Annotated in this window: 21 protein-coding genes and 1 pseudogene; 13 read left to right on the forward strand and 9 right to left on the reverse strand. The window is 72.0% G+C overall.

Going from position 1 to position 22,112, the window contains the following annotated elements; genetic code table 11:
* Nucleotides 1-103: 103 nt before the first annotated feature.
* The 3 genes from ACFY10_RS08945 (at nt 104) to ACFY10_RS08955 (ending at nt 5,738) form a co-directional block, all read left to right on the forward strand.
* Nucleotides 104-4,168: a molybdopterin-dependent oxidoreductase gene (locus ACFY10_RS08945; RefSeq protein WP_390664916.1), complete on the forward strand. Its 4,065-nt coding sequence runs from the start codon at nt 104-106 to the stop codon at nt 4,166-4,168.
* A gap of 21 nt (nt 4,169-4,189) precedes the next feature.
* Complete coding sequence (locus tag ACFY10_RS08950) at nt 4,190-5,143, forward strand: XdhC family protein (RefSeq protein WP_390664377.1); 954 nt, start codon at nt 4,190-4,192, stop codon at nt 5,141-5,143.
* A 127-nt stretch (nt 5,144-5,270) separates the two neighbouring features.
* Nucleotides 5,271-5,738: a molybdopterin-dependent oxidoreductase gene (locus tag ACFY10_RS08955; protein WP_390664378.1), complete on the forward strand. Its 468-nt coding sequence runs from the start codon at nt 5,271-5,273 to the stop codon at nt 5,736-5,738.
* Here the strand turns inward: ACFY10_RS08955 and ACFY10_RS08960 are convergent.
* Together ACFY10_RS08960 and ACFY10_RS08965 are read right to left on the reverse strand one after the other, a co-directional pair.
* Nucleotides 5,692-8,430 carry a molybdopterin-dependent oxidoreductase gene (locus ACFY10_RS08960; protein ID WP_390664379.1) on the reverse strand — a complete coding sequence of 913 codons (2,739 nt, stop codon included), beginning with the start codon at nt 8,428-8,430 and terminating at the stop codon, nt 5,692-5,694. The two genes, ACFY10_RS08955 and ACFY10_RS08960, sit on opposite strands and share 47 nt — an antisense overlap.
* Nucleotides 8,427-9,248: an FAD binding domain-containing protein gene (locus ACFY10_RS08965; protein ID WP_390664380.1), complete on the reverse strand. Its 822-nt coding sequence runs from the start codon at nt 9,246-9,248 to the stop codon at nt 8,427-8,429. Before ACFY10_RS08965 ends, ACFY10_RS08960 begins: the two co-directional genes overlap by 4 nt.
* A gap of 190 nt (nt 9,249-9,438) precedes the next feature.
* Here ACFY10_RS08965 and ACFY10_RS08970 point away from each other — a divergent pair.
* Both ACFY10_RS08970 and ACFY10_RS08975 read left to right on the forward strand, forming a co-directional pair.
* Nucleotides 9,439-9,744, forward strand: a pseudogene (locus ACFY10_RS08970) (PucR family transcriptional regulator ligand-binding domain-containing protein); the annotation flags it as partial.
* Between the two features lie 194 nt (nt 9,745-9,938).
* A complete protein-coding gene (locus ACFY10_RS08975) occupies nt 9,939-10,934 on the forward strand; it encodes a PucR family transcriptional regulator (RefSeq protein WP_390664381.1) in 996 nt (331 codons plus the stop codon).
* A 69-nt stretch (nt 10,935-11,003) separates the two neighbouring features.
* Here the strand turns inward: ACFY10_RS08975 and ACFY10_RS08980 are convergent, their stop codons facing one another.
* The 3 genes from ACFY10_RS08980 to ACFY10_RS08990 form a co-directional block, all read right to left on the reverse strand.
* Complete coding sequence (locus tag ACFY10_RS08980; protein WP_390664382.1) at nt 11,004-11,642, reverse strand: DUF305 domain-containing protein; 639 nt, start codon at nt 11,640-11,642, stop codon at nt 11,004-11,006.
* Nucleotides 11,643-11,733: 91 nt separating this feature from the next.
* Nucleotides 11,734-12,063 (reverse strand): DUF6153 family protein, encoded by a 330-nt coding sequence (locus ACFY10_RS08985; RefSeq protein ID WP_390664383.1) that lies wholly within the window; start codon nt 12,061-12,063, stop codon nt 11,734-11,736.
* Nucleotides 12,064-12,339: 276 nt separating this feature from the next.
* Entirely contained in the window at nt 12,340-12,819 is a 480-nt protein-coding gene (locus ACFY10_RS08990) for a DUF5990 family protein (RefSeq protein WP_390664384.1), read from the reverse strand.
* 87 nt (nt 12,820-12,906) lie between these two features.
* Between ACFY10_RS08990 and ACFY10_RS08995 the strand changes: the two genes are divergently transcribed.
* Together ACFY10_RS08995 and ACFY10_RS09000 are read left to right on the forward strand one after the other, a co-directional pair.
* Complete coding sequence (locus tag ACFY10_RS08995) at nt 12,907-13,515, forward strand: hypothetical protein (RefSeq protein ID WP_390664385.1); 609 nt, start codon at nt 12,907-12,909, stop codon at nt 13,513-13,515.
* 39 nt (nt 13,516-13,554) lie between these two features.
* On the forward strand, nt 13,555-14,289 hold the full coding sequence (locus ACFY10_RS09000; protein WP_390664386.1) for a YcnI family protein: 735 nt from the start codon (nt 13,555-13,557) through the stop codon (nt 14,287-14,289).
* Nucleotides 14,290-14,301: 12 nt separating this feature from the next.
* Here the strand turns inward: ACFY10_RS09000 and ACFY10_RS09005 are convergent, their stop codons facing one another.
* Nucleotides 14,302-14,499: a hypothetical protein gene (locus ACFY10_RS09005; RefSeq protein ID WP_390664387.1), complete on the reverse strand. Its 198-nt coding sequence runs from the start codon at nt 14,497-14,499 to the stop codon at nt 14,302-14,304.
* 97 nt (nt 14,500-14,596) lie between these two features.
* Complete coding sequence (locus ACFY10_RS09010; RefSeq protein ID WP_390664388.1) at nt 14,597-15,118, reverse strand: MarR family winged helix-turn-helix transcriptional regulator; 522 nt, start codon at nt 15,116-15,118, stop codon at nt 14,597-14,599.
* Nucleotides 15,119-15,246: 128 nt separating this feature from the next.
* On the opposite strand from ACFY10_RS09010, the gene ACFY10_RS09015 reads away from it, so the two are divergent.
* Nucleotides 15,247-15,762 carry a YceI family protein gene (locus ACFY10_RS09015; protein WP_390664389.1) on the forward strand — a complete coding sequence of 172 codons (516 nt, stop codon included), beginning with the start codon at nt 15,247-15,249 and terminating at the stop codon, nt 15,760-15,762.
* 6 nt (nt 15,763-15,768) lie between these two features.
* Here the strand turns inward: ACFY10_RS09015 and ACFY10_RS09020 are convergent, their stop codons facing one another.
* Entirely contained in the window at nt 15,769-17,529 is a 1,761-nt protein-coding gene (locus tag ACFY10_RS09020) for a hypothetical protein (protein WP_390664390.1), read from the reverse strand.
* A gap of 203 nt (nt 17,530-17,732) precedes the next feature.
* Here ACFY10_RS09020 and ACFY10_RS09025 point away from each other — a divergent pair, with 203 nt between their 5' ends.
* The 4 genes from ACFY10_RS09025 to ACFY10_RS09040 all read left to right on the forward strand — a co-directional run bounded on the left by ACFY10_RS09025 (nt 17,733) and on the right by ACFY10_RS09040 (nt 20,398).
* On the forward strand, nt 17,733-18,122 hold the full coding sequence (locus ACFY10_RS09025; RefSeq protein WP_390664391.1) for a cell division protein SepF: 390 nt from the start codon (nt 17,733-17,735) through the stop codon (nt 18,120-18,122).
* 75 nt (nt 18,123-18,197) lie between these two features.
* Nucleotides 18,198-19,397: an ATP-binding protein gene (locus ACFY10_RS09030; protein WP_390664392.1), complete on the forward strand. Its 1,200-nt coding sequence runs from the start codon at nt 18,198-18,200 to the stop codon at nt 19,395-19,397.
* A complete protein-coding gene (locus ACFY10_RS09035) occupies nt 19,394-19,720 on the forward strand; it encodes a nucleotide pyrophosphohydrolase (RefSeq protein ID WP_390664393.1) in 327 nt (108 codons plus the stop codon). The genes ACFY10_RS09030 and ACFY10_RS09035 overlap by 4 nt, the downstream gene beginning before the upstream one ends.
* A 207-nt stretch (nt 19,721-19,927) precedes the next feature.
* The gene (locus tag ACFY10_RS09040; RefSeq protein WP_390664394.1) at nt 19,928-20,398 is read left to right on the forward strand and encodes a DUF6099 family protein; all 471 of its coding nucleotides are present in this window, start codon (nt 19,928-19,930) and stop codon (nt 20,396-20,398) included.
* On the opposite strand, the gene ACFY10_RS09045 is transcribed toward ACFY10_RS09040, so the two are convergent.
* Nucleotides 20,395-20,577: a hypothetical protein gene (locus tag ACFY10_RS09045; RefSeq protein WP_390664395.1), complete on the reverse strand. Its 183-nt coding sequence runs from the start codon at nt 20,575-20,577 to the stop codon at nt 20,395-20,397. The genes ACFY10_RS09040 and ACFY10_RS09045 overlap by 4 nt on opposite strands.
* A gap of 236 nt (nt 20,578-20,813) precedes the next feature.
* Here ACFY10_RS09045 and ACFY10_RS09050 point away from each other — a divergent pair, with 236 nt between their 5' ends.
* Nucleotides 20,814-21,737: an LLM class F420-dependent oxidoreductase gene (locus ACFY10_RS09050; protein ID WP_390664396.1), complete on the forward strand. Its 924-nt coding sequence runs from the start codon at nt 20,814-20,816 to the stop codon at nt 21,735-21,737.
* Nucleotides 21,738-22,112 lie beyond the last annotated feature (375 nt).

The following is a 22,112-nucleotide window of genomic DNA, read 5'->3' on the forward strand; positions in this document are numbered from 1 at the left end:
GTAATGGGCATTTCGTACCGTCACGGAAGCTCCACCCGTACGGGACGATCATGAGAGGCAGGGGGTGCCCGTGGCCGCGCCGGACTCGCGGAACGCCAACACGATGAAGGCGACGAAGGTGCGGACGGTCTGCTCGTACTGCGGTGTGGGCTGCGGCATCGTGCTGGATGTCGGGTTCGGACCGGACGGACGCCGTACTGTCCTGAAGGCGTCCGGCGACAAGGAGCACCCCGCGAACTTCGGCCGCCTGTGCACCAAGGGCGCGACCACCGCCGACCTGCTCGTCGCCCCCGGACGGCTGACCACGGCCCTGGTCCGGCACGAGCGGGGCGAGGAGCCCGTGCCCGATGCCGTCGGCGCGGCCGTCAGGGAGACCGCCCGGCGGCTGCGCGCGATCGTCGACGAGCACGGGCCGGACGCGATCGCCCTCTACGTCTCCGGGCAGATGAGCCTCGAGGCGCAGTACCTGGCGAACAAGCTGGCCAAGGGGTTCGTGCGCACGAACCAGATCGAGTCGAACTCGCGGCTGTGCATGGCGAGCGCGGGCACCGGCTACAAGCTGTCGCTCGGCGCCGACGGGCCGCCCGGCTCGTACCAGGACCTCGACAAGGCCGACCTCTTCTTCGTCATCGGCTCCAACATGGCCGACTGCCACCCGATCCTCTTCCTGCGCATGTTGGAACGGGTCAAAGCGGCCGGAGCCAAGCTCGTCGTCGTCGACCCGCGCCGCAGCGCCACCGCCGAGAAGGCCGACCTGTTCCTGCAGATCAAGCCGGGAACCGACCTGGCACTGCTGAACGGGCTGCTGCACCTCCTGCACGAGAACGGCCACACGGACCCCGAGTTCATCGCCCGGTACACCGACGGCTGGGAGGAGATGCCCGCCTTCCTCGCCGACTATCCGCCCGCCGCCGTCGCCGAGATCACCGGAATCCCCGAGGACGACATCCGGGAGGCCGCCCGGCTGATCGGCGAGGCGGGGGAGTGGACCAGCTGCTGGACCATGGGCCTCAACCAGTCCACGCACGGCACCTGGAACACCAACGCCCTGGTCAACCTCCATCTGGCGACGGGCGCCATCTGCCGACCGGGCAGCGGCCCGTTCTCCCTCACCGGCCAGCCCAACGCCATGGGCGGCCGCGAAATGGGCTACATGGGCCCCGGGCTCCCCGGCCAGCGGTCCGTGCTCGTCGACGAAGAGCGGGCGTTCGTGGAGGAGCTGTGGGAGCTGGAGCCCGGCAGCATCCGCGCCGACGGGGTCGGCAAGGGCACCGTCGAGATGTTCCGCAAGATGGCCGACGGGGACATCAAGGCCTGCTGGATCATCTGCACCAACCCGGTCGCCTCCGTCGGCAACCGCAAGACGGTCATCGAGGGCCTGGAGGCCGCCGAGTTCGTCGTCACGCAGGACGTCTTCGCCGACACCGAGACCAACGCCTACGCCGACGTCGTCCTGCCCGCCGCCCTGTGGACCGAGACCGAGGGCGTCCTCATCAACAGCGAGCGCAACCTCACCCTCGCCCGGCCCGCCGCCGACCCGCCCGGCGAGGCGACGGCGGACTGGCGGATCATCGCGGCCGTCGCGCGCGAGATGGGGTACGAGAAGGGGTTCTCGTACGACAGCGCCGAGGAGATCTTCGAGGAGATCAAGCGGGCCTGGAACCCGAAGACCGGGTGGGACCTGCGCGGGGTCACCTACGACCGGCTGCGGGAGACTCCCGTGCAGTGGCCCGCCGCGAGCGCCGACGGGCCCGACCGCAACCCCGTCCGGTACGTCGGCGAGGACGGCTCCCTAACCTTCCCCACCGCGAGCGGCCGTGCCGCCTTCTTCGCCCGCCCGCACCTCCCGGCCGCCGAAATGCCCGACGACGACTACCCGTTCGTACTGAACACCGGACGGCTGCAGCACCAGTGGCACACGCTGACCAAGACGGCGAAGGTGCCCAAGCTGAACAGGCTCAACCCGGGGCCGTTCGTGGAGCTCCACCCGCAGGACGCCGCCGGACTCGACGTCACCGACGGCGATTCGGTGGAGGTCGCCTCACGGCGCGGGCGGGCCGTGCTGCCCGCGGTGGTCACCGACCGGGTGCGGCCCGGGAGCTGCTTCGCGCCGTTCCACTGGAACGACCTGTTCGGGGAGTACCTGAGCGTCAACGCCGTGACGAGCGACGCCGTCGATCCGCTGTCCTTCCAGCCCGAGCTGAAGGTGTGCGCGGTGTCGCTGACCAAGGTGTCGACGCCGGTGGCGGTGCGAACGCCCGCCGCGGCAACGGCAGTTGACACCGCACAGACACCCGTACCTGTATCCGTGTCCGTACCCGCCGCCGATCCCTTCGGGCTCGCGCCCGCCCCGCCGCCCGTGCTCACCGCGCAGGAACGGCAGTACCTCGTCGGGTTCCTCGCCGGTATCCCGTCCGGCGCCCCGGGTGTGCCGGTGCTGCCGCCCTCCGCGCCCTTCAGCCCCGAGCACGCCGTGTGGGTCAACGGGGTCCTGGCCGGCATGTACTCGCGGGCGCCCGAAACCCCCGTACCGACCACGCCGTCACCCGGCCGTGAGGTCGTGATCCTCTGGGCCTCGCAGACCGGCAACGCCGAGGAGTTCGCCGCCGCCGTCGCCGAGCGGCTCAAGTCCGACGGCCACGCCACGTCCCTGCTGGGCATGGACGAGGCCGACCCCGCCGCGCTGCCGGCCGGCGCCGATCTGCTCCTCGTCACCAGTACCTTCGGCGACGGCGACGCCCCGGACAACGGCACCGGGTTCTGGGAGACCCTCGCCGCGTCCGACACCCCGCACATGGAGGGACGGCGCTATGCCGTCCTCGCCTTCGGTGACTCCTCCTACGACGACTTCTGCGGCCACGGCCGCCGCCTCGACCAGCGCCTCGACGAACTCGGCGGACTGCGCCTCGCCCCGCGCACGGACTGCGAGCCCGACTACGAGGACGCCGCGCACGCCTGGCTCGACCAGGTGCTCACGGCCCTGTCCGGAACGCCGGAACGGCCCGCCCTCGCTCCGGCGACGGCCCCGCCCGCCCCCCGTACGAAGAAACCCGCCCCGGTCACCGCCCGCCTCACCGGAAACCGTCTGCTGAGCCTGCCCGGCGCCGGCAAGGAGGTCCGCCGGTTCACCTTCGACACCCGCGACAGCGAGACCCCACTGCTCTACGAGGCGGGCGACGCGCTCGGCGTGCGGCCCCTCAACTCCCGTGAGCTGGTGGGCGAGTGGCTGACCGTCACCGGCCTGGACGCGGACGCGGCGGTCGAGGTGAAGGGCGCCGGCGAGATCCCCCTCGGCGAAGCCCTGCTCCGCCACCTCGACATCACCCGCATCACCCCCTACCTGCTCCGCTTCGTCGCCGAACGGGCCCGCGACCCGAGGGAGTTGAAGAAGCTGCTGCGCCCGGACAACAAGGGCGAGCTGGCGAAGTGGTCCTGGGGCAGGCAGGCCGTGGACCTGGTCGCCGAGCACGGGGTCGGCGCCGGGGCCCAGGAGTGGGCCGACGCGCTGGGCCGCCTGCAGCCCCGCCTGTACTCCATATCGTCCAGCCCGCTGACCGACCCCCACCTGGTCTCGCTGACCGTCTCCGTGGTCCGCTACGAGAACCTGCACGGCCGCCCCCGCCAGGGCGTCTGCTCCCCCTTCCTGGCCGACGCCGAACAGGACACCCCCGTACCGGTCCATGTGCAGCGCTCCGCGCACTTCCGTCCGCCCGCCGACCCCGCCACCCCGATGGTCATGGTCGGCCCCGGCACCGGTGTCGCCCCCTTCATCGGGTTCCTGGAGCAGCGCCGCGCCCTGGGCCACCGGGGCTCCAACTGGCTGTTCTTCGGCGAGCAGCACCAGGCCACGGACTTCTACTACGAGGAGGAGCTCACCGCCTTCCTCGCCGACGGCACCCTCGCCCGCCTGGACACCGCCTTCTCCCGGGACCAGCGCGCCAAGGTCTATGTCCAGGACCGGATGCGCGAACACGGCCCGCTGCTGTGGTCCTGGCTCCAGGACGGCGCCCACTTCTACGTCTGCGGCGACGCCTCGCGCATGGCCAAGGACGTCGAGCAGGCCCTCAAGGACATCGCCGCCGTGCACGGCGGCCTGGACGAGACGGGCGCGGCGGCGTACGTGAAGCAGCTCGCGAGCGAGAAGCGCTACGTCAGGGACGTGTACTGACCTGCGGACTACGCTGGAACCATGCGTGAACTGGCGGACACGGCACGACAGTGGGCGGCCCAGGGACGTGCGGCGGTCCTTGCGCGGCCGCTCAGTGAGCGGGGCTTCGGGCCCCGGCATCCGGCCGACGCGATCCTCGTCGACGAGGACGGGCACTGCCACGGCCGGCTCTACCGGGGCGCCTTCGACCGGCAGCTCGCCGCCGAGGCCGCCTCGCTTCCGCCCGGTCACACCGCCCGGGTGGTCGCGGTGGCCGTGCACGACGACGGCGTCAAGGAGGCCGGGCTGACCTGCGGGGGCCAGGCCGAGATCCTGCTCCAGCCGGTGGCCGCCGTTCCGGCCCGCTGGTGGGAGCTGCTCGGTGCGGGTGTCGACGCGGCACTGGTGACCTGGCTGGACGAGCGGCGTACGCATGCCGTCAGCGCCGTCGTGTCCCGGGACGGCCGGGCCGATGGGCCGGACGTACCACCACAGGCCGCCGCCCGGGCCCGCGAGCTGCTCGCCCGCCACCGCGCCGGCCGCGAGGAGCACGCCACCGACGCCGGACTCGTCCTCATCGAGGCCTGCCCCGCCGTCCCCCACCTCGTGATCGCCGGCGGCGGCGAACTCGCCGAACTCCTCGTCGCCCAGGCCGGGTTGCTCGGCTGGCAGGCCACGGTGACGCCGACCGCCCAGGACGCGGGCAAGCTGCTCGCCGAGCGTCCGGCCGCAGCCTGCCTGATCATGCTGAGCCACGAGCCCGACGTGGACGTCCCCACCCTCCACGCCGCGCTGACCTCGGGCATCCCGTACGTGGGTGCGCTGGGGTCCCGGCACACCCAGGAGCGTCGCGCCGCCGGGCTGGTCGAGGCGGGCCTGGACGACGAGCACCTCGGGCGCATCCACGGCCCGATCGGCCTGGACATCGGCGCCCGTACACCGGCGGAGACCGCGATGGCCATCTGTGCGGAGGTTCTCGCGGCCCTTGTGCACTAGCTGACGCAGATGCGAGGCGAAGTCGCGCTGTCACATCGCACAAGCTCGACCATGCTCCTATTTTGGCGTGCAGGTGCGTTTGTCGTGAGTGGCCTCCCGGGTACCGTCTCCCGGGAGGTGGTAGCCCGTGAGCCAGACCTTGACGCAGCCGGTCGCCGAGCTCGCCCTGACCGGTGATCTCGCCCGCCCGGCCCGCCTGACGGTGCCCGACCTGCTCGGCTGGCCGCAGCACCGGGTGCGGGTCGCGTTCGAGTGCCGGACCAGCGGCGTCCAGCACCACGAGTTCGCAGGGCCCCGGCTCTACGACGTGCTGTCGGACGCCGGCCCCGGCTTCGACCCCGCCCGCCGCAAGGACCGGCTGCGCTTCCTGATCGCCGTTACCGGCACGGACGGCCACCACGCCCTCCTGTCCTGGGCCGAGATCGACCCGGACTTCGCGCACGCGCCGGTACTGCTGGCCACCAGCATCGACGACACCCCGCTCGACCGGGCCGGATCCCAGCTGGTGCTGCCGCAGGACCGCTGCGGGGCCCGCTACATCAGCGGGATCAGGGCGATACGGGTGGACGGCGGCTACCCGCGCCCCGAAGCATGAGCCACACCCGGTCCCGGGTCAGCGGCACCTCCGTGAAGCGCACGCCCGTCGCGTCCCGCAGTGCGTTGGCAAGGGCCGGCGCGACCGGGTTGAACGGGCTCTCGCTCATCGACTTGGCGCCCAGCGGACCGATCGCGTCCGCCGTCTCCATGAAGTGGACCTCGGTGCGCGGGATGTCGGCGTACTGGGGGAGCCGGTAGCGGCGGAAGGCGGCCGTCTCGACGGCGCCCCGCTCGTCGATACGGATGTTCTCGAAGAGAGCGGCCCCGAGCGCCTGCGCGACCCCGCCCTCCACCTGCCCCCGGCACTGCATCGGGTTCATGACCTTGCCCGCGTCGGCCGCGTGCACACTGCGCAGGATGCGGATCTCGCCGGTGCCCGGGTCCACGGCCACCCGGAACCACTGCGCGTTGAAGGCGACCGAGCGCGGGGTGCCGCCGAAGTGCCCGTCGGCGGCGAACTCCACCCCCACCGCACGTCCGGCCTCGTACACCTCCTTCAGCAACAGCCGTCCGCCCGGATGCAGCACCGCCTCCTCCGCGAGCCGGCAGTCGGCGCGCTCCACCCGCAGCTGGGCGGCGGCGAAGTCCAGCAGCAGGTCGGCCAGGGCACGGGAGGCGCGCAGGGTCGCCTTGCCCGCGACGACGGTGCCGGTCGAGGCGAAGGCGCCCGTGTCGTGCCGTACGACGTCCGTGTCGGACTGGCGGACGGTGATCCGCTCGACGGTCGTGGCCAGTTCGCCCGCCGCGATCTGCTGGTGCACGGTGGTCGTGCCGTTGCCGAACTCCGCGGTGCCCACGGCGAGATCGAAGCTGCCGTCGGGGAGGAGTGCGGCTCGTGCGTCGGCGATGTGGCCGCCGGGCGGGCCCGTCGCGATCATCGCCAGGGCGGCGCCCTCACCGACCAGCCAGCCCTCGGGCACGGGCTCGGCCGCCGGCTCCGCCCGGGCGCGGCGCACGATCGCCAGGCACTGGTCGAGGCCGTAGCTGGCGATGTGCAGGTCCTCCTCCTCACCGCCGGGCGTGATCATGGACTCGCCCGGGCCGATGATGTTGCGGGCCTTGAACTCCAGGGAATCCAGGCCGAGTCGGCGGGCCAGCTCGTCCAGCGCCGACTCGACGGCGAACATCACCTGGCCGAGGCCGTAGCCCCGGAAGGCCCCTGCGGGGACGGTGTGCGTGTAGACCGAGAAGGCGTCGACCTTCTTGTGCGGGGCGCGGTAGACGGCCATCGACTCGCCGACGCTGTGGAACATCACGGCCGGTCCGTGGTTGCCGTACGCACCGGTGTTGGACACGACCCGCAGCTGCAGTGCGGTGAGCGTGCCGTCGTGGCGGGCGCCCGCCTTCACACGGATGGTGAACGGGTGCCGGGTGGTGGCCCCGTAGAACTGCTCGGCGCGCGTGTACTCCAGCTTCACCGGCCGGCGCAGCCGCAGCACCGCCGGGGCCACGATGTCCTCGACGAGCATCTCCTGCTTGCCGCCGAAGCCGCCGCCGACCCGTCCCGCGACCACCCGCACCTGCTCCTCGGGCAGGTCGTACAGGGCGCACAGGGCGCGCCGGGTGAGGAACGGCGTCTGCGAACTCGTGCGCACGGTCAGCCGGTTGTCCTCGTCGAGCCAGGCCACCGCGCCGTGCGTCTCCAGGCTGGCGTGTTGCACCCGCTGGGTGCGGTACGTGCCCTCGTACACGGCGTCCGCCTCCGCGAAGCCCGCCTCGACGTCGCCGATCTCGCCGTGCGCCTCGCCGACGACGTTGTCGTGGGGCCGCGAAATCCGGGCCACGGAAGGGTCCTTGTCGTGCACGACCGGTGCGCCCGGCCGCATCGCCTCCTCCGGGTCGAGCACCGCGGGCAGCACCTCGTACGTCACCTCGATGCGCCGGCAGCCCTCCTCGGCCGTCGCCTCGCTGTCCGTGACGACCGCGGCGACACGCTGGCCGACATACCGGACGGTGTCGTCGAGGACGCGGGTGTCGTCCGGGTCCTCCTCCGGGTGCTCGTGGCGGGCGGTGGAGAAGTGCCCTTCCGGGGCGTCGAGATGGGTGAACACGGCGTGGACGCCGGGGACCCGGAGGGCGGCGGTCGTGTCGATCGCGGTGATGCGGGCGTGGGCGTGCGGGGAGCGGAGCAGCTTCATGTGCAGAAGGCCCGGGGCCTCGAGGTCGAAGGTGTAGCGGGCGGTGCCCGTGACGACCTGGGGGCCGGCGGGAGCGGGCAGGTTGCGGCCGACGGACTCGCCCGCGCACGGAGCCTCGACGTGCTTGACGCCCCGTACCGCGTCCTCGATGGCCCGGTAGCCCGTGCAGCGGCACAGGTTGCCCTTGAACGCCCTTGGCAGATCGGCGAGTTGGTCCTGGTCCATGGCGGCCGTCGTCATCAGGAAACCGGCCGTGCAAAAGCCGCACTGGAAGCCCTGCGCGTCCAGGAACTGCCTTTGTACGGGATGGAGTTCGCCCTCGGGAGACGCCAGTCCCTCGACCGTGGTGACCGTGCGGCCGTCGGCGCGGAAGGCCGGGTAGAGGCAGCTGTGCACGGGACGGCCGTCCACGTGGACCGTGCAGGCGCCGCAGTCGCCCGCGTCGCAGCCCTTCTTCACGCCGAACCAGCCGCGTTCGCGCAGATAGGTGCGCAGACACTGGCCGGGGCGTGGTTCCTCCTCGTGGGAACGGCCGTTGACGTCGATCCTCACTTCGCGACCCCTTCGAGCTCCCGGCGGATCTCCTCCGCGTAGTGCAATGTCATATGGCACCGCCACTCGGGCAGCCCGTGGATGTCGTCGAACCACTCGTCGTCCGCGACGGCGGCACCGATCGCCGCCCGCAGCACTCCCGCCGTCGGCGACAGCGGGAACCACAGCCGCACGGGCCGCACGGTCGAGGCGGTGACCGTGACGTTCATGGAGCCGTCGACCGGGTCCAGTGCCCCGATCACCAGCACCCCGGAGCGCCCCAGCCCGTACAGCGAGGCCTGCCGGAACGCCGTACGGCAGCCCAGCGCGCGGGCGGGCAGGGTGACGGACCGCAGCAGCTCGCCCTCGGCCAGGTCCTTGCGGCCCGCGCCGGTCACGAAGTCGGCGACGCGCACCCGGCGCCGTACGCCGTCCTGGCCGAGCAGCAGGCACTCCCCGTCGAGCGCGGACGTGAGGGAGATCATCGGGCCGGCCGGGAGGGCGTTGCAGAGGTTGCCGCCGACCGTGGCCATGTTCCAGATCTTGAACGAGGCGAGGAAGGCGCGGCAGCACTGCTCGAAGAGTGGCGCCGCCCCGACCCCAAGTCCCTTGGCGAACCGGGAGAGTTCGGCGATCGTGCAGGTGGCGGCGATCTCCAGCGAGCCGTCCGGGAGCAGCTCGAGCGGGGTCCAGCCGGTGCGGCTGAGGTCCACCAGGCGGCGCAGCTGCGGCTGCGGCTCGGAGAACAGGTAGGTCCCGCCGCCCAGCCAGGCGTCGCCCGGCCGCCAGGGCGCGGGCACCCGGGCGTCCCGTATCTCCGTCACCGTGTTCAGGTCCATGACCGTCAGTGAAGCAACGCGGACCCGGCCGGGACGACTGGTGCCGAGCACGGAAAACTCGTCACCGGACCGGCCCGTACTGGAGGATCAACCAAAGAGTGTTCCTCCGTCCGGGACCTTGCATTTACGATGCTGTAACCCGCATTGACCTGGTGAATGCGAGGCAAGCAAGCGCGAGGAGCCTGAGCACATGCACGTCGAACACCTCCTGGGGGACGAGTCCCTTGGCCTGCGCCTGCTGTGGGCCGAGGACGGACTTCTGCGGCGGGAGATCACCGGAGTGACCGTCACCGACCTGGAGGACCCGGCCCGGTTCGTGCGGCCCGGGGAGGCCGTCATGAGCGGCCTGGTCTGGTGGCAGCCGGACGGCGGGCGAGGAAAGGCGGAGCGGTTCGTCTCCGCGCTCAAGGGCGCCGGCGCCACCGTGCTGCTGGCCGGCGAGGAGACGCACGGCGCGGTCCCCGACGACCTGATCGAGGCGTGCGTACGGCACGGTGTGCCGGTCGCGGGGGTGCCCGCCCACATCATGTTCCGGACGATCACCGACACCGTGTACCTGCGGCAGTGGGGCGAGCTGAGCCGCCACCACGCGCTGCCCGAGGTCGTCCGCTCCACCCTGACCCGGCTGCTCGCCCGGGACACCGGCCCGGCGCGATCCTGGCGGCCGCTTTCGCCCATCTCGACAAGACCGTGGCATACGTCCTCACGCCGTCGGGGCGGACCGTCGCGGCCACCGAGGGCGCCCCCGCGATCCCGGCGCGTGAGGCCGCCGCCCTGGTGGAGGCCGGTGCGGTGCCGGTCGAGGCCGAGACGGTCTCCCTCTACGAGCGGTGGCACCTCCACCTGTCCGAGGCCGACGCCGTACCGCCGCGCATGCTGCACGAGATCGCCGCGATCCTGGGCCGCTGCCAGGAGTCGAGCGCCCGGCAGCGGGCCGCCGCACACCAGTCCGCGGACGAACTCGGCGCCCTGCTCACCCTCCCCGGGGCGGAGCCGGCGGCCGTCGGGGCGGCGCTGCGCACCTGTGGTCTGCCCCCGGACGGCCCCTACCGGGTGATCGTCGCCGACACGGGGACCCGGCAGGACGGTCTGGCGGAGGGGGCGCTGACCGAGGCGGTCGCGCACGGCGCGGGGCCCGCCGCCGTGGGCCGGCTGCCCGACGGGCTCGCCTTCGCCGTCGTGCCCGCGGAGGACGCCGAGCGGGTGGCCGAGGCCTGGCCCCTTGTCACCGCCTGCGAGCCGTCCGTGCCGGTGCACGGCGGGATCGGATCCGGCCCGCGCGGGCTGGGCGGGGCCCTCGCGGAGGCCAGTTACGCCCTTGCCTCCGCCCGCACCACCGCGCCCGGTGCCTCCACGCTCCGCGACTCAGCCGCCCTCACCGGCCTCGAGACGCTGCTGACCGGCATACCCGCCGAGGTCCGCACCGCCTACAGCCACACCGTGCTCGGCCCCCTGCTGAGGCCCCGCAACACCTCCTCCGCCGTCCTGCTCGAAACCCTGGAGACCTTCCTCGCCCACGACGGCTCCTGGGCGCGCACCGCCGAGGCCCTGCACCTGCACGTCAACACCGTCCACTACCGCATCGGCCGCATCGAGCACTTCACCGGCCGCGACCTGTCCAGCCTGCGCGACCGCCTCGACCTGTGGGCGGCACTGCTGTGCCGGACCGACGATCCGGCTCCCTGAACGAGAACTGGGGGAAGGAGGGGGAGGGGCCGGGGTGGATCGGCCACCGGTCCCTCCCCCTAGGGGATGTCAGCCCTTGCCGAGGAGCTTGTTCATCTCCGTGATCTCGGCGGTCTGCCCGGTGACGATGTCGTCGGCCATGGACGTCGCGGGGCCGTACGCGCCCTTCGCCTTCTCCGTCCCGGCCATCTCCACGGCACCCTTGTGGTGATCGACCATCATGGTCAGGAACATGGTGTCGAAGCCCGTGCCGGACGCCTTCTCCAGCATGGCCATGTCCTTGCTGTCCATCATCCCGGCCATGCCCGAGTGGGCCGAGTGGTCCATGCCGGGCATGGCAGAGGGGACGGTCCCGCCCCAGGACTTCAGCCATCCGTTCATGGTCCGGATCTCCGGGTCCTGCGCCTTCTCGATGCGCGCGGCGAGATCCTTGACCTTGGCGGACGAGGCCCGGCCCGCGGCCAGCTTCGCCATCTCCAGGGCCTGCTGGTGGTGCGGGATCATGCCCTGCGCGAAGGACACGTCCTGTGCGTTGTGGGCGGCGGCGCTCGACGAAGCCGCGGACGAGGACGAGGCGGAAGCGTGGCCGTCGTGGCCGCTGCTACCAGTGTCGCTGTCGTTGCCACAGGCGGCGAGGACGAGCCCGGCCGTGACGGTCGCGGCCATCAGGGCGGTGCGACGGGCCATGGATGTACGGGTGTTGCGCATGCTGGAACTCCTGCGTTGCTGCGTGAAAGGGATCGGGACGTGCCGAAGCGCACCGCGTCGCCGGTCGGTTGGGCGCGGTGCCGCGTGGTGTCTAGATCCGCAGGAGCTGTAGTTCCGCCAGTGAGGGCGGCGCGCGTGCACCGTCCGGGGCCGCGCCCGCGTACGGGCACAGGGCGTCGGAGGGTACGGGCACGGCCACCGGGTCGGCGACGAGCGCGGGCAGTGTCGGCCCGCCGCTCAGAGCACCCGACGCACAGGTCCGGTCGGCGTGATGGACATGCCCGCCGCCGCAGTCGTCGCCCGCACAGCCGTCGTGCACGGCGACCGCCGCCGTCATGTGCCGGGCAGCGGAGTGCTCGAGGACGCCGCCACCGGGAGCCAGCCCGTGCATGGCGAGCAGTCCGGCCAGCAGCCCGAGCATGACGCAGATCGAGCGAAGTCCCGTGCGGTTCGGCGGCGCCCTGAAGGGGCGCGGGGCTGTGTCGATTTGCGGCGACGCCGCGGGGCGCGACCAGCCACGACGACGCCGCAGACGAAAGACGGTCCGTCGCGGCCCCGCGGCGGAGCCGCAGACCGGCACAGCCGGCGGACCGCTCAGCAGCGCCCGCCACCGCACGGAGGGCGGCGGCGCATCGCGATGCTGTGGACGGGCTGTCACGGCGCCCATGTTAAGCAGACCGCCGCGGACCCCCGGCTCTCACCCCTGTCCCACGCTCCAGGTGACGTGCGGCGGCACCACCCGCGCGCACAGCGGGTTTCCACCGGCGTCGGTCAGCCCCAGCCGCCCCACCAGCAGCCCCTCGCGCACGGCGGTGTCGAGAACGTCGCCCGGCACGGCGTCCAGCATCAGCTTGGCGCGCCGGAACATGCCGAAGGCACCGGAGCCGTCGACCGTTCCCCACGACAGATAGACGAACCGCCCGCCCGGGCGCCCTTGAACATAACGCCCCTTGACGTCCGTACCCGTGACCGTGCACTCCAGCGTCCAACTCGCGGACACGGCGTCGCCCGGCTGCGGATCGAGAAGCTCGCCCGGCCGGTCCCGGCGCTGCACCGCCACATGGATGTTCGTGTACGACGGCATACCGCCGTCGGGCCCGCACGCGCGGCCCGGCAGGTCAACACCGTCGATACGGATGCGCAGTCCGGCCGTCACCCCGTCACCGCCTCGTCTCACCACTTCTCCGTGGGCTTCCAGTCTGCACCTGTGCGCTTGGGTATCCGCCGGGCGGAGCCATCCCGGCGCGTGGCAGGATCGGGCGCCATGACGGCGTCTCCTTCGGTACGCGGGCTGCGCGCGGCGGTGTTCGCCGCGCTGTGCGTGCTGCTCGCCGCTGGGGGACACGCACTGGCGACCGGGACGGCACCGCCCGTGTGGGTGCAGGCCGTCGGGTTCGTGCCGGTCTTCGGGGCCGGGTATCTGCTGGGCGCCCGGGAGCGCTCGCTGGCCGCGATCGGCGCGGGCACGCTCACGGCCCAGGGCGGGCTGCACCTCGCCTTCGACGCCGTACGGCCGCACGCCATGATGCTCATGCGCGGCATGTACGGCATGCATGACATGAACGCCATGCACATGGGCCACTCCCACGCCCTGACTCCGCACGCCACCGCCGCCCATGTCGCCGCGGCCGTGGTGCTTACCTGGTGGCTGCGGCGCGGTGAGGCGGCGCTGTGGTCGCTGCTGCGGCGGGCCGCCACGCTCGTACCGGGCCTCGTGGCCTGGTGGCAGGTGCGCGGCGGGGCGTGGGGCATGCCGGTCGCGCCGGACGCCGTACGCCGGTGTGCCGACGGTCGGCGGCCGCTGCAACGGCTGCTGCTGCGGCACGCGGTGCAGCGGCGCGGTCCGCCGCCGGGGATGTCGTACGCGAACTGACCTCGACATCCCTTCCCCGGTACGGAGATTCACCGACCCATGTCCACTGCACGCACCGCCCTGCGCCGCGTCGGCGTCGTCACCGCCCTGGCTGCCGCGGGTGTACTGACCGCCGCGGGCATAGCCTCCGCGCACGTCACCGTCCACCCCGAGAGCTACGCGAAGGGCGCCACGGACGGCGTCCTCACCTTCCGTGTCCCCAACGAGGAGGACACGGCCAGTACCACCAAGGTGCAGATCTTCCTGCCCACCGACCACCCCGTCCTCGGTGTGCTCGTCTCGCCGCCGCAGAACGGCTGGACGGCGAAGGTCACGAACACCAAGCTCAAGACACCCGTCAAGACGGACGACGGCACCATCACCGACGCCGTCTCCGAGATCACCTGGACCGGCGGAAAGATCGGGGCCGGGCAGTACCAGGACTTCAACGTCGCCTTCGGCCAACTGCCCGACAGCACCGATCAGTTGACGTTCAAGACGCTGCAGACGTACTCCGACGGCAAGACCGTCCGCTGGATCGAGGAGGCCCAGTCCGGCGGGGGCGAGCCGGAGAACCCGGCACCGGTCCTCAAGCTGACGGCCAAGGGCGCCCAGGAGGGCAGCACCTCGACCTCGTCGCCGGCGCCCAAGAGCGCCGACAGCTCCACGTCGAGCGCGGCCGACAGCGACTCCACCGCCCGCGGACTCGGTGTCGCGGGGCTGGTCGTGGGCGTACTGGGCCTGGCAGCGGCGGCGTTCGCGCTCATCCGGGGCCGCTCCGGCAAGACCTCCTGACCGCGGCGGTCCTCACCGCCGCAGCCCGCGGGTCGCCGCCGCCACGACGGCCGCCGCGCTCAGCCCGACCCCGGCCGGGGCAAGGGACTGCGCGCGGCGGCCCGGCGGGGTCGGCCGCACGCACGCGCCGACGCCGTACGCGCGGCCGTGCGCACCGTCGGCAGGCAGGACCGTCGCCGGGTCCGTCCACCGCAGCCGGGGCAGCAGCACACTCCGCGACGTGCCGGACCGTCCGGCTCAGCACCCGCTCGGCGACGGCGAGTTGACCGGTGGAGATCCACGCGCAGGAGCGGGCGGGACCTCCGCGCTACGGCTGCTCGGACTCCTTGGCGGGTCCGGCCTCCTCGGCCGACTCGGGCAGCAGGCCGCAGATCGCCTCGTGCTGGTCCGGGCCCATGACGTGGGTCAGGGCCCGGGTGACTGTCGAGGCGAGGGTGCCGGAGGCCTCCTCGAGGCGGCGGCGGGCCTTGTCGGTGAGGGCGACCTCGATGCCCCGCTTGTCGCCGCAGACCGACTTGCGGGTGACCAGTCCGGCGTGCTGGAGACAGGCGATCTGGTAGGTGAGCCGGGTCTTGGGGCGGCCGAGGAGTTCCGCGACACGCGTCATGCGCAGACCCGCCCTGGGCTGCTCGGCGAGCAGGCACAGGATCAGGAACTCGTCGTGCGAGACGTCCAGCCGCTCCTTCACCACCGCGCGCAGCTCCTGCTCCACCGCCCCCATGGCCGCCAGCATCACCATCCACGCCCGCAGCTCCTTGGGCAGCAGTCCGCCACCCTGCGCGGACGGGCATTCGGGCAGGTCGGCGGGGTGCTCCTCGGGGTCGGCCATGCTGTCGAGTCTACCTGTTGTCCAATTTTGGACCGAAGGGTTGTTCAGATTTGGATAATGGGCTAGCGTGAAGTCATCCAAATTTGAAGCACTTGTTCCCCGGATCCCCCCGCTCACTGGAGAAGATCATGACCGTCGCCGTCGAAACCGGTGTCTGGCAGCTCGACGCCGCCGCTTCCACCGTCGCCCTGCGCCACAAGACGATCTGGGGTCTCGTCACCGTCGAGGGCACCTTCGGTGCCGTCGGCGGACAGGGCGAGGTGCAGCCCGACGGCACCGCCACCGGCACCCTGACCCTGGACGCCGCCACCCTCGACACCAAGAACAAGAAGCGGGACGAGCACCTGCGCTCCGGCGACTTCTTCGACGCCGATAACCACCCCGAGATCACCTTCGCCGTCCGCAGCGCAAAGGCCGGGGCCGGCGACACCGTCGAGGTCTCCGGTCAGCTGACCGTGCGCGGCATCAGCCGCCCGCAGACCCTCACCGCACGCCTGGCCGGCGCGGACGCCGACGCGCTCACGCTGGAAACCGAGTTCACCGTCGACCGCACCGAGTTCGGCCTGGGCTGGAACCAGATGGGCATGATCCGCGGCCTGACCACGGTCGCCGCCACCCTCCGCTTCGTGCGTACGGCGGTCTGACCCAACTCAGCGGGACCGGCCGGCCCGCGCGCCGGTGCCGTCCACCCGCAGGTGGACGTCCATGCTGGACAACGTCTGCGGCGTCGGCGTGAACACCCGCAACCGGAGCCGGGTGTGCGGCCCCGGCAGGGCGAACCGCCCCTCGGCCGGACGGATCACGTAGTCGGCGGTGGCGTGCGCGGGCAGGGCGGCCGGTCCCTTCACGGTCGTCCAGTACTGGCGCAGACCCTGCCCGTTGGTGAGCATGAAGTGCGGTTCGAGGGCGCTGCCGGCCGTGTTGGTGACCCGCAGGGTCAGCCCGGTGAGGACGTTCGCGTTCCTCGCCGTCCGGCGCACGGATGCGACGTCCATCCGCAGCGGCGGCTTCCCGGTCACTGCCAGGACGGCGCTCACCAGCGCCGGGGCGACCAGCAGTGCGGCCGTCGCGACCAGCGCCGGACGCCGGTACCGGCCGGTCAGCAGGCGCGGGCGAGGCTGCCAGGCCCGCGCGAACTCGGACGGGGGCGCGGTGATCGCAGCCGCCAGCCACAGCGGCGTCATCATCAGGTAGTAGCCGTCCTGGGACCGGGTCGCCAGATAGAAGGCGCACCAGGGCAGCACGGTCGCCGCCGGTCCCAGCCGGCGCATGAAAAGGATCAGCAGCGCGAGCAGGGCCGCGGCCAGCAGCATGCTGGCGTGCCCGTACCAGTCGAGCCGGTCGCTGCCGTTCGTGTAGTAGAGGGACACGCCCACCAGGCCCTGCCCGTGCAGCGTCGCCCCTTGGATCAGTGGCAGCGCGATGCCGGTGACCCAGGTGCCCGGCTCGCTCACGATGAAGTACGTGTTGATCAGCAGCCACACGGTCGCGGCGACGCCGACGATCCGCGCCACCACCAGCGCGGCGGCCCGTCCGCCCAGCTCGCCCCGGCGCACCGCGTAGATCCCGGCCAGCAGGAACGGAGCCAGGAACCACGGCAGCTGCTGCGCCGCGCACGCGGCACCCAGACACGCGGCCCGCGCCACCCCGGCCGCCCCGAGCCGCCCGCCCAGCCCGATCCGCGGCCAGCACACCACCACCGGGATCAGCAGGGCCAGCCCGGTGATCGCCGGGTAGCCCTCGCGGGCGTACGTCGGCAGGAAACCGAAGCCGAGGCACGCCATGGTCGCCGCCGACCGCCACTGCACCGGCAGCATCCGCCACAGCACGACGGTGCCGACGATCAGCGCACCCGTGCTCACTGCCGTCGCCGGGGCGCCGCCGTGGCCGATCCACAGCAGGGGCGCGGTGAGCAGCGGGGCGAGCGGGGGATAGCCGTACGTGTAGTCGTAGCCGCCGTCGAACGTCGTGGTGAGGGCGATGCCCTTCTTGAAGAGCCAGGGCCACGGCTGTCCGTAGACGTGATGGCCCGCGGCCAGCTCCTTGGCGGCCTGGGTGGTCAGCACGGCCTCGTCGGAGCCGCCGTGGTTCATGGCCCACGCACACAGGGCGAGGACCACGGCGATCACCAGGATGATCGCGTCGAGCCGCACGAGCGAACGGGCCCGGCGCACGACGAGCGCCAGCACCCCGCTCACCAGGATCGCGGCGTAGCAGACCGAGATGACCACGGCCACGGCCGGACGGTGGCTCTCCGCCTGGGTCCAGATCGCGCGGGTGCCGATGAAGAGGCTGACGTCGGCGAGCAACGTCAGGACGCGGTGCCACTGCGCGGGCTGTTCCGGGAGGGCGGACACCGCCGACTGCGTCCGCCGACCGGGTGCCACCTGCTGTGTTTCTGCCAAGTGCACGTCATCGGACGGTAGTCGCGTCCGGTGAGCAGGGTGTCGCCGGAGGTGAAGAGTCCGGTGTGAGCCGGGTAAGACCTGTTTGCGTGGCTCGCCAGAGACCTCTGTCTCGGTCGCGGACCGTGTCGCTGTTAGGCCGAACGGGTGACTTGGCGTAAGAATTGGCTGGTGCAGGCAATGAGTGCGAGTCAGTTCGGGGGGAGCCGGTGAACAGCCACGACGTCACCGATGAACAGTGGGAAGGGCTCGCCCAGGTCGTGCCGCTGCGTGGCCGCGACGCCTGGCCGTCCGCGGTGGACCACCGCTCGCACCCGGATGCGGTGACGGAGACGCGCCGCCGGTTCGTGGTCCTCAGGATCAACGTCTTCGCCGACGCCCGCGAGGTCGCCGAGACCCTGATGGCCGGCATCCCCGTCCTGCTCGACCTGAGCGGCGCGGAGAGCGAAGTCGCCAAACGCGTCCTCGACTTCAGCACGGGAGTCGTCTTCGGCCTCGCGAGCGGCATGCACCGCGTCGACCGCAACGTCTTCCTGCTGACTCCGGCGGACACCGAGGTCACCGACCTCGTGGAAAGCGCCGGAGTGTCCGGTACCTGACCCTGATCCCCCGATCGTAGGAAGCTCCCGACGCCGTAACGGTTCACCTTCCGGGCCGAGCCCTACGGTCCGGACATGACCGTGTCATCCGTACCGCCCGAGGCGAACTCCGATACGTCGTCGCCGATCCGTACCGTCGCGTACCGCCCGCGCCCGGACCGGCCCTGTGTCACCGAGTTGCGGCTGTCCGCCTTCGCCGGGCACCGGCGGGCCGGGTTCGCGCTCGGGCCGGTCACCCTCTTCGCCGGGGGCAGCGGGTGCGGGAAGACGACCGCGTTGCGGGCGTACGAGGCGCTGGCCCGGCTCGGCGGGGGTGCCGAAGTCGGCGAGGCGTTTCCCGACGCGGCCGACTGTGTGCCCCAGCGGGCGCGGCCCGATGCGCAGCGGCGGCGCGGGTTCCGTATCGGCTGTACGGCCGACGGGCCCGAGGGGCCGGTCCGGCTCGACGTCGCCGTGCAGGCCGAGCCCGAACTGCGCATCGTGGGCGAGCGGTTGACGGCGGGCGGGCTGGTGCTGCTGGAGACCGCCCTGCGCGACCCCTCCCGCCGCACCGTTCAGGCCGCCTGGCACACCGCGGGTTCGGCACCCGTGACGCGGGCCCCGCTGCCCGACGACCGGCTCGGCACCGCGCTGCTGCCGCTGCGTGTGGCCGGCAAGACCGACGGACAGCGCCGGGTGCTCGCCGCCGCCGAGCAGATGGTCGTCGCCCTGCGGTCCGTCTTCGCCTGCGATCCGCGCCCCGGCCGGATGCGGCCTCCCGCACCGCTCGGCTCCGGCCTGCTCCTCGGCGGCTGCGACAACCTCGCCGACGTCCTGTGGCGCACCCGCGCCGAGTGCGGACGACGGCACGCCCAGCTCATCGACGCGGTGCGCGCCGGATGCTCGGGGCCGGTGGCCGACGTGCTCGCCGAGCCGCTGGGCGACGGGACCGTCCAGGCACTGGTCGACCGCGGCGACGGTTTCCGGACAGCTCTGCGGCGCCTGGGCGACGGCGAGTTGAGATACGTCGCCCTCGCGCTGGTCCTGCTGACCGGGCCGGGCGTCCTGGAGGTGGACGCCGCCGGGGAGGTGCCCGCGGCGATGCAGACGCTCACCGTCCTCGCCGACGGCTTCGACCGCTCACTGGATCCACGGCAGCGCCGGGAACTGCTGCGGCTGGCCCTGCGGACGGCCGGACGCGGCCACATCCGCGTCGTGGCCGCGGTCAGCGATGCGTCGTGGGCCGCCGGGGTGGACGGGACGGAGCCGGTCACGGTGGTACACCTGGAGACGTGACCGATCATCTCGACGTGGCGAAGCTGCAGCGCAGGCTGGCCGACTTCGCGGCCGCCCGCAACTGGCAGCCGTACCACACCCCCAAGAACCTCGTCGCCGCGCTCAGCGTGGAGGCCTCCGAACTGGTCGAGATCTTCCAGTGGTTGACGCCGGAGGAGTCGGCCCGGGTCATGGACGACCCGGACACGGCGCACCGCGTGACGGACGAAGTCGCCGACGTACTCGCCTACTTGCTGCAGCTGTGCGACGTCCTGGGCATCGAACCGCTGGCGGCGCTGGACGCGAAGATCGACCGCAACGAGCGGAGGTTCCCGGCGCCGTAGCGAGGCCGTCGAGGCATGGACAGATGCCGGGAGTGGTTCAGTCCACTTTCACTCTCCGCAGTCAAATTCCAGCCTGAAATCGATTTGTTGTCCACAGATTTCGGTCTTCCTCTGGCTTTTCGTCCCGCACACCCTCACTCTGGGTAGTGGACAACGGAGTTCGGGCGGACGTGCGGGCAGCGCGTCGTGACAGACGGGGGCAGCGGCATGGACGCTGTGCGGCTCATCGTGACGAGCAGACGTGCCATTGCAGGGAGCGGCGGCGCTCCGGAGACCATGACCGAGGTGTGGCAGGCGCAGGCCCTGGCGCAGGCGATAGGCAGCCGCCTCGCGGTCTCCGGCCCGCCCGAACTGCGCGGCGAGGCACTGGGGTTGACGGAGTTGGCGGGCCGCGGCTGCGGTGTCCTCGACACCCCGCACCTGGCCACCGAGGACCTGCTCGCGGCCCAGCTCACCGATCTCGGCGACGCCCGTCAGGCGCTCCTCTGCCTCGGCGGCCTCCTGGGCGAGGTGGGCATCGCCCTCGTGGGACTCGCCTGCGCCGCGGACGACGAGAGCACCTACTGGCAGTGCATGGAGGCCATCGACGCGGCGGACGAGTCCAGGGACCGGGTGCAGGAGATGCTGCGCAGACTTGCGGACCGGGAGGAGGCGTTACCCGAGAGGGAGGCGGGTTAGGGCATTTCAGCCCCCAGAGAGGCGTCGGACTCAGCCGACGCGCGCCCCGCAGACTGCAGATCCGCGTCCAGTGCCGACAGGTCCGCGTTCAGCGCCGCCATCAGCTCCTCCATCTGCTGCAGCAAGCCCTTCGGCTGACCGGCGCCCCCGCCCTGCTGCGGCACGGACTCTTCGGACATGACGGCCTCCTCGCCCCGGGCCCCCGGGGAGGCCGATCGGGTGACATCCCGGCGACGACCGCCGGCGCGGGCGCCGGGCGGTCCGGCTCCGCACGAGCCAACGACCACCACCAGAACGGGTCACTGGCGCGGGCGGGCCCCATGCCCGGGCGATGACGGATTTCACCCGACCGTGGACGGGAGTGCCCGGCGGGACCGGTGGGGTTGACCGGCACTGCGGCGTGCAGGATGGAGGTATGGATCTTCGCATCTTCACCGAGCCCCAGCAGGGGGCCTCCTACGACACGTTGCTCGCCGTGGCCAAGGCCACCGAGGACCTCGGGTTCGAAGCCTTCTTCCGCTCCGACCACTATCTCCGCATGGGCTCCGTGGACGGCCTGCCCGGCCCCACCGACGCCTGGATCACCCTCGCCGGCCTGGCCCGCGAGACCAAGCGCATCCGCCTGGGCACCCTCATGACCGCGGGCACGTTCCGTCTCCCCGGCGTGCTCGCCATCCAGGTCGCGCAGGTCGACCAGATGTCCGGCGGCCGCGTCGAGCTGGGTCTCGGCGCCGGCTGGTTCGAGGAGGAGCACAAGGCGTACGGCATCCCGTTCCCGAAGGAGAAGATCGGCCGTCTGGAGGAGCAGCTCGAGATCGTCACGGGCCTGTGGCAGACCAAGGTCGGCGACACCTTCGACTTCCACGGCAAGTACTACGACCTCACCGACTCGCCCGCGCTGCCCAAGCCCGCCCAGGAGAAGATCCCGGTCCTGATCGGCGGCCACGGTGCGACCCGCACCCCCCGGCTGGCCGCACGGTACGCCGACGAGTTCAACATGCCGTTCGCCTCGATCGAGGACAGCGAGCGCCAGTTCGCCCGGGTCCGCGCCGCCGCGGAGGAGGCCGGCCGCCGGCCCGACGACCTCACCTACTCCAACGCCCTGGTCGTCTGCGTCGGCAAGGACGACGCGGAGGTCGCCCGCCGGGCCGCCGCCATCGGCCGCGAGGTCGACGAACTGAAGGCCAACGGCCTGGCGGGCACCCCCTCCGAGGTCGTCGACAAGATCGGCCGCTATGCGGAGACCGGCTCCAGCCGCCTCTACCTCCAGGTCCTCGACCTGGCCGACCTGGACCACCTGGAGCTGATCTCCGCCCAGGTGCAGTCGCAGCTGTCGTAGTCCGGGCCTGCCGGTCCGTCGCAGGCGCCCGGAAACGAATGCTCCGGGTGCCTGCGGCGCTCCTTTCTCGCATATGTCTCGATTGCTTACGCACTCCGTCAGAAAAGCCGGCGGGCAAGCTCTTTTGTGAAACGCCCGGAAGTTTGAATTAACGACAGGTTGCTCCGGGCGGGCGACGTGCAGATCAGAAGTGGGGATCCTTTCTCGGGTGGGTGTTTCTTCCCCTTTTCCCGCTCTTTTTGCTGTCCCTTTAATCCTTTGACAAGCCGGACCGCCGTTCTTATCCTCGCTGGGTATTCGGAGCTCCGGCGTCGTGGCTCCAGGGAACGACCTGGTCGATGGGGGACGATGAACAGGTATTCGCCCGAATTGCCG

It is taken from the genome of Streptomyces sp. NPDC001401 (assembly GCF_042895385.1).
Lineage (GTDB): Bacteria > Actinomycetota > Actinomycetes > Streptomycetales > Streptomycetaceae > Streptomyces.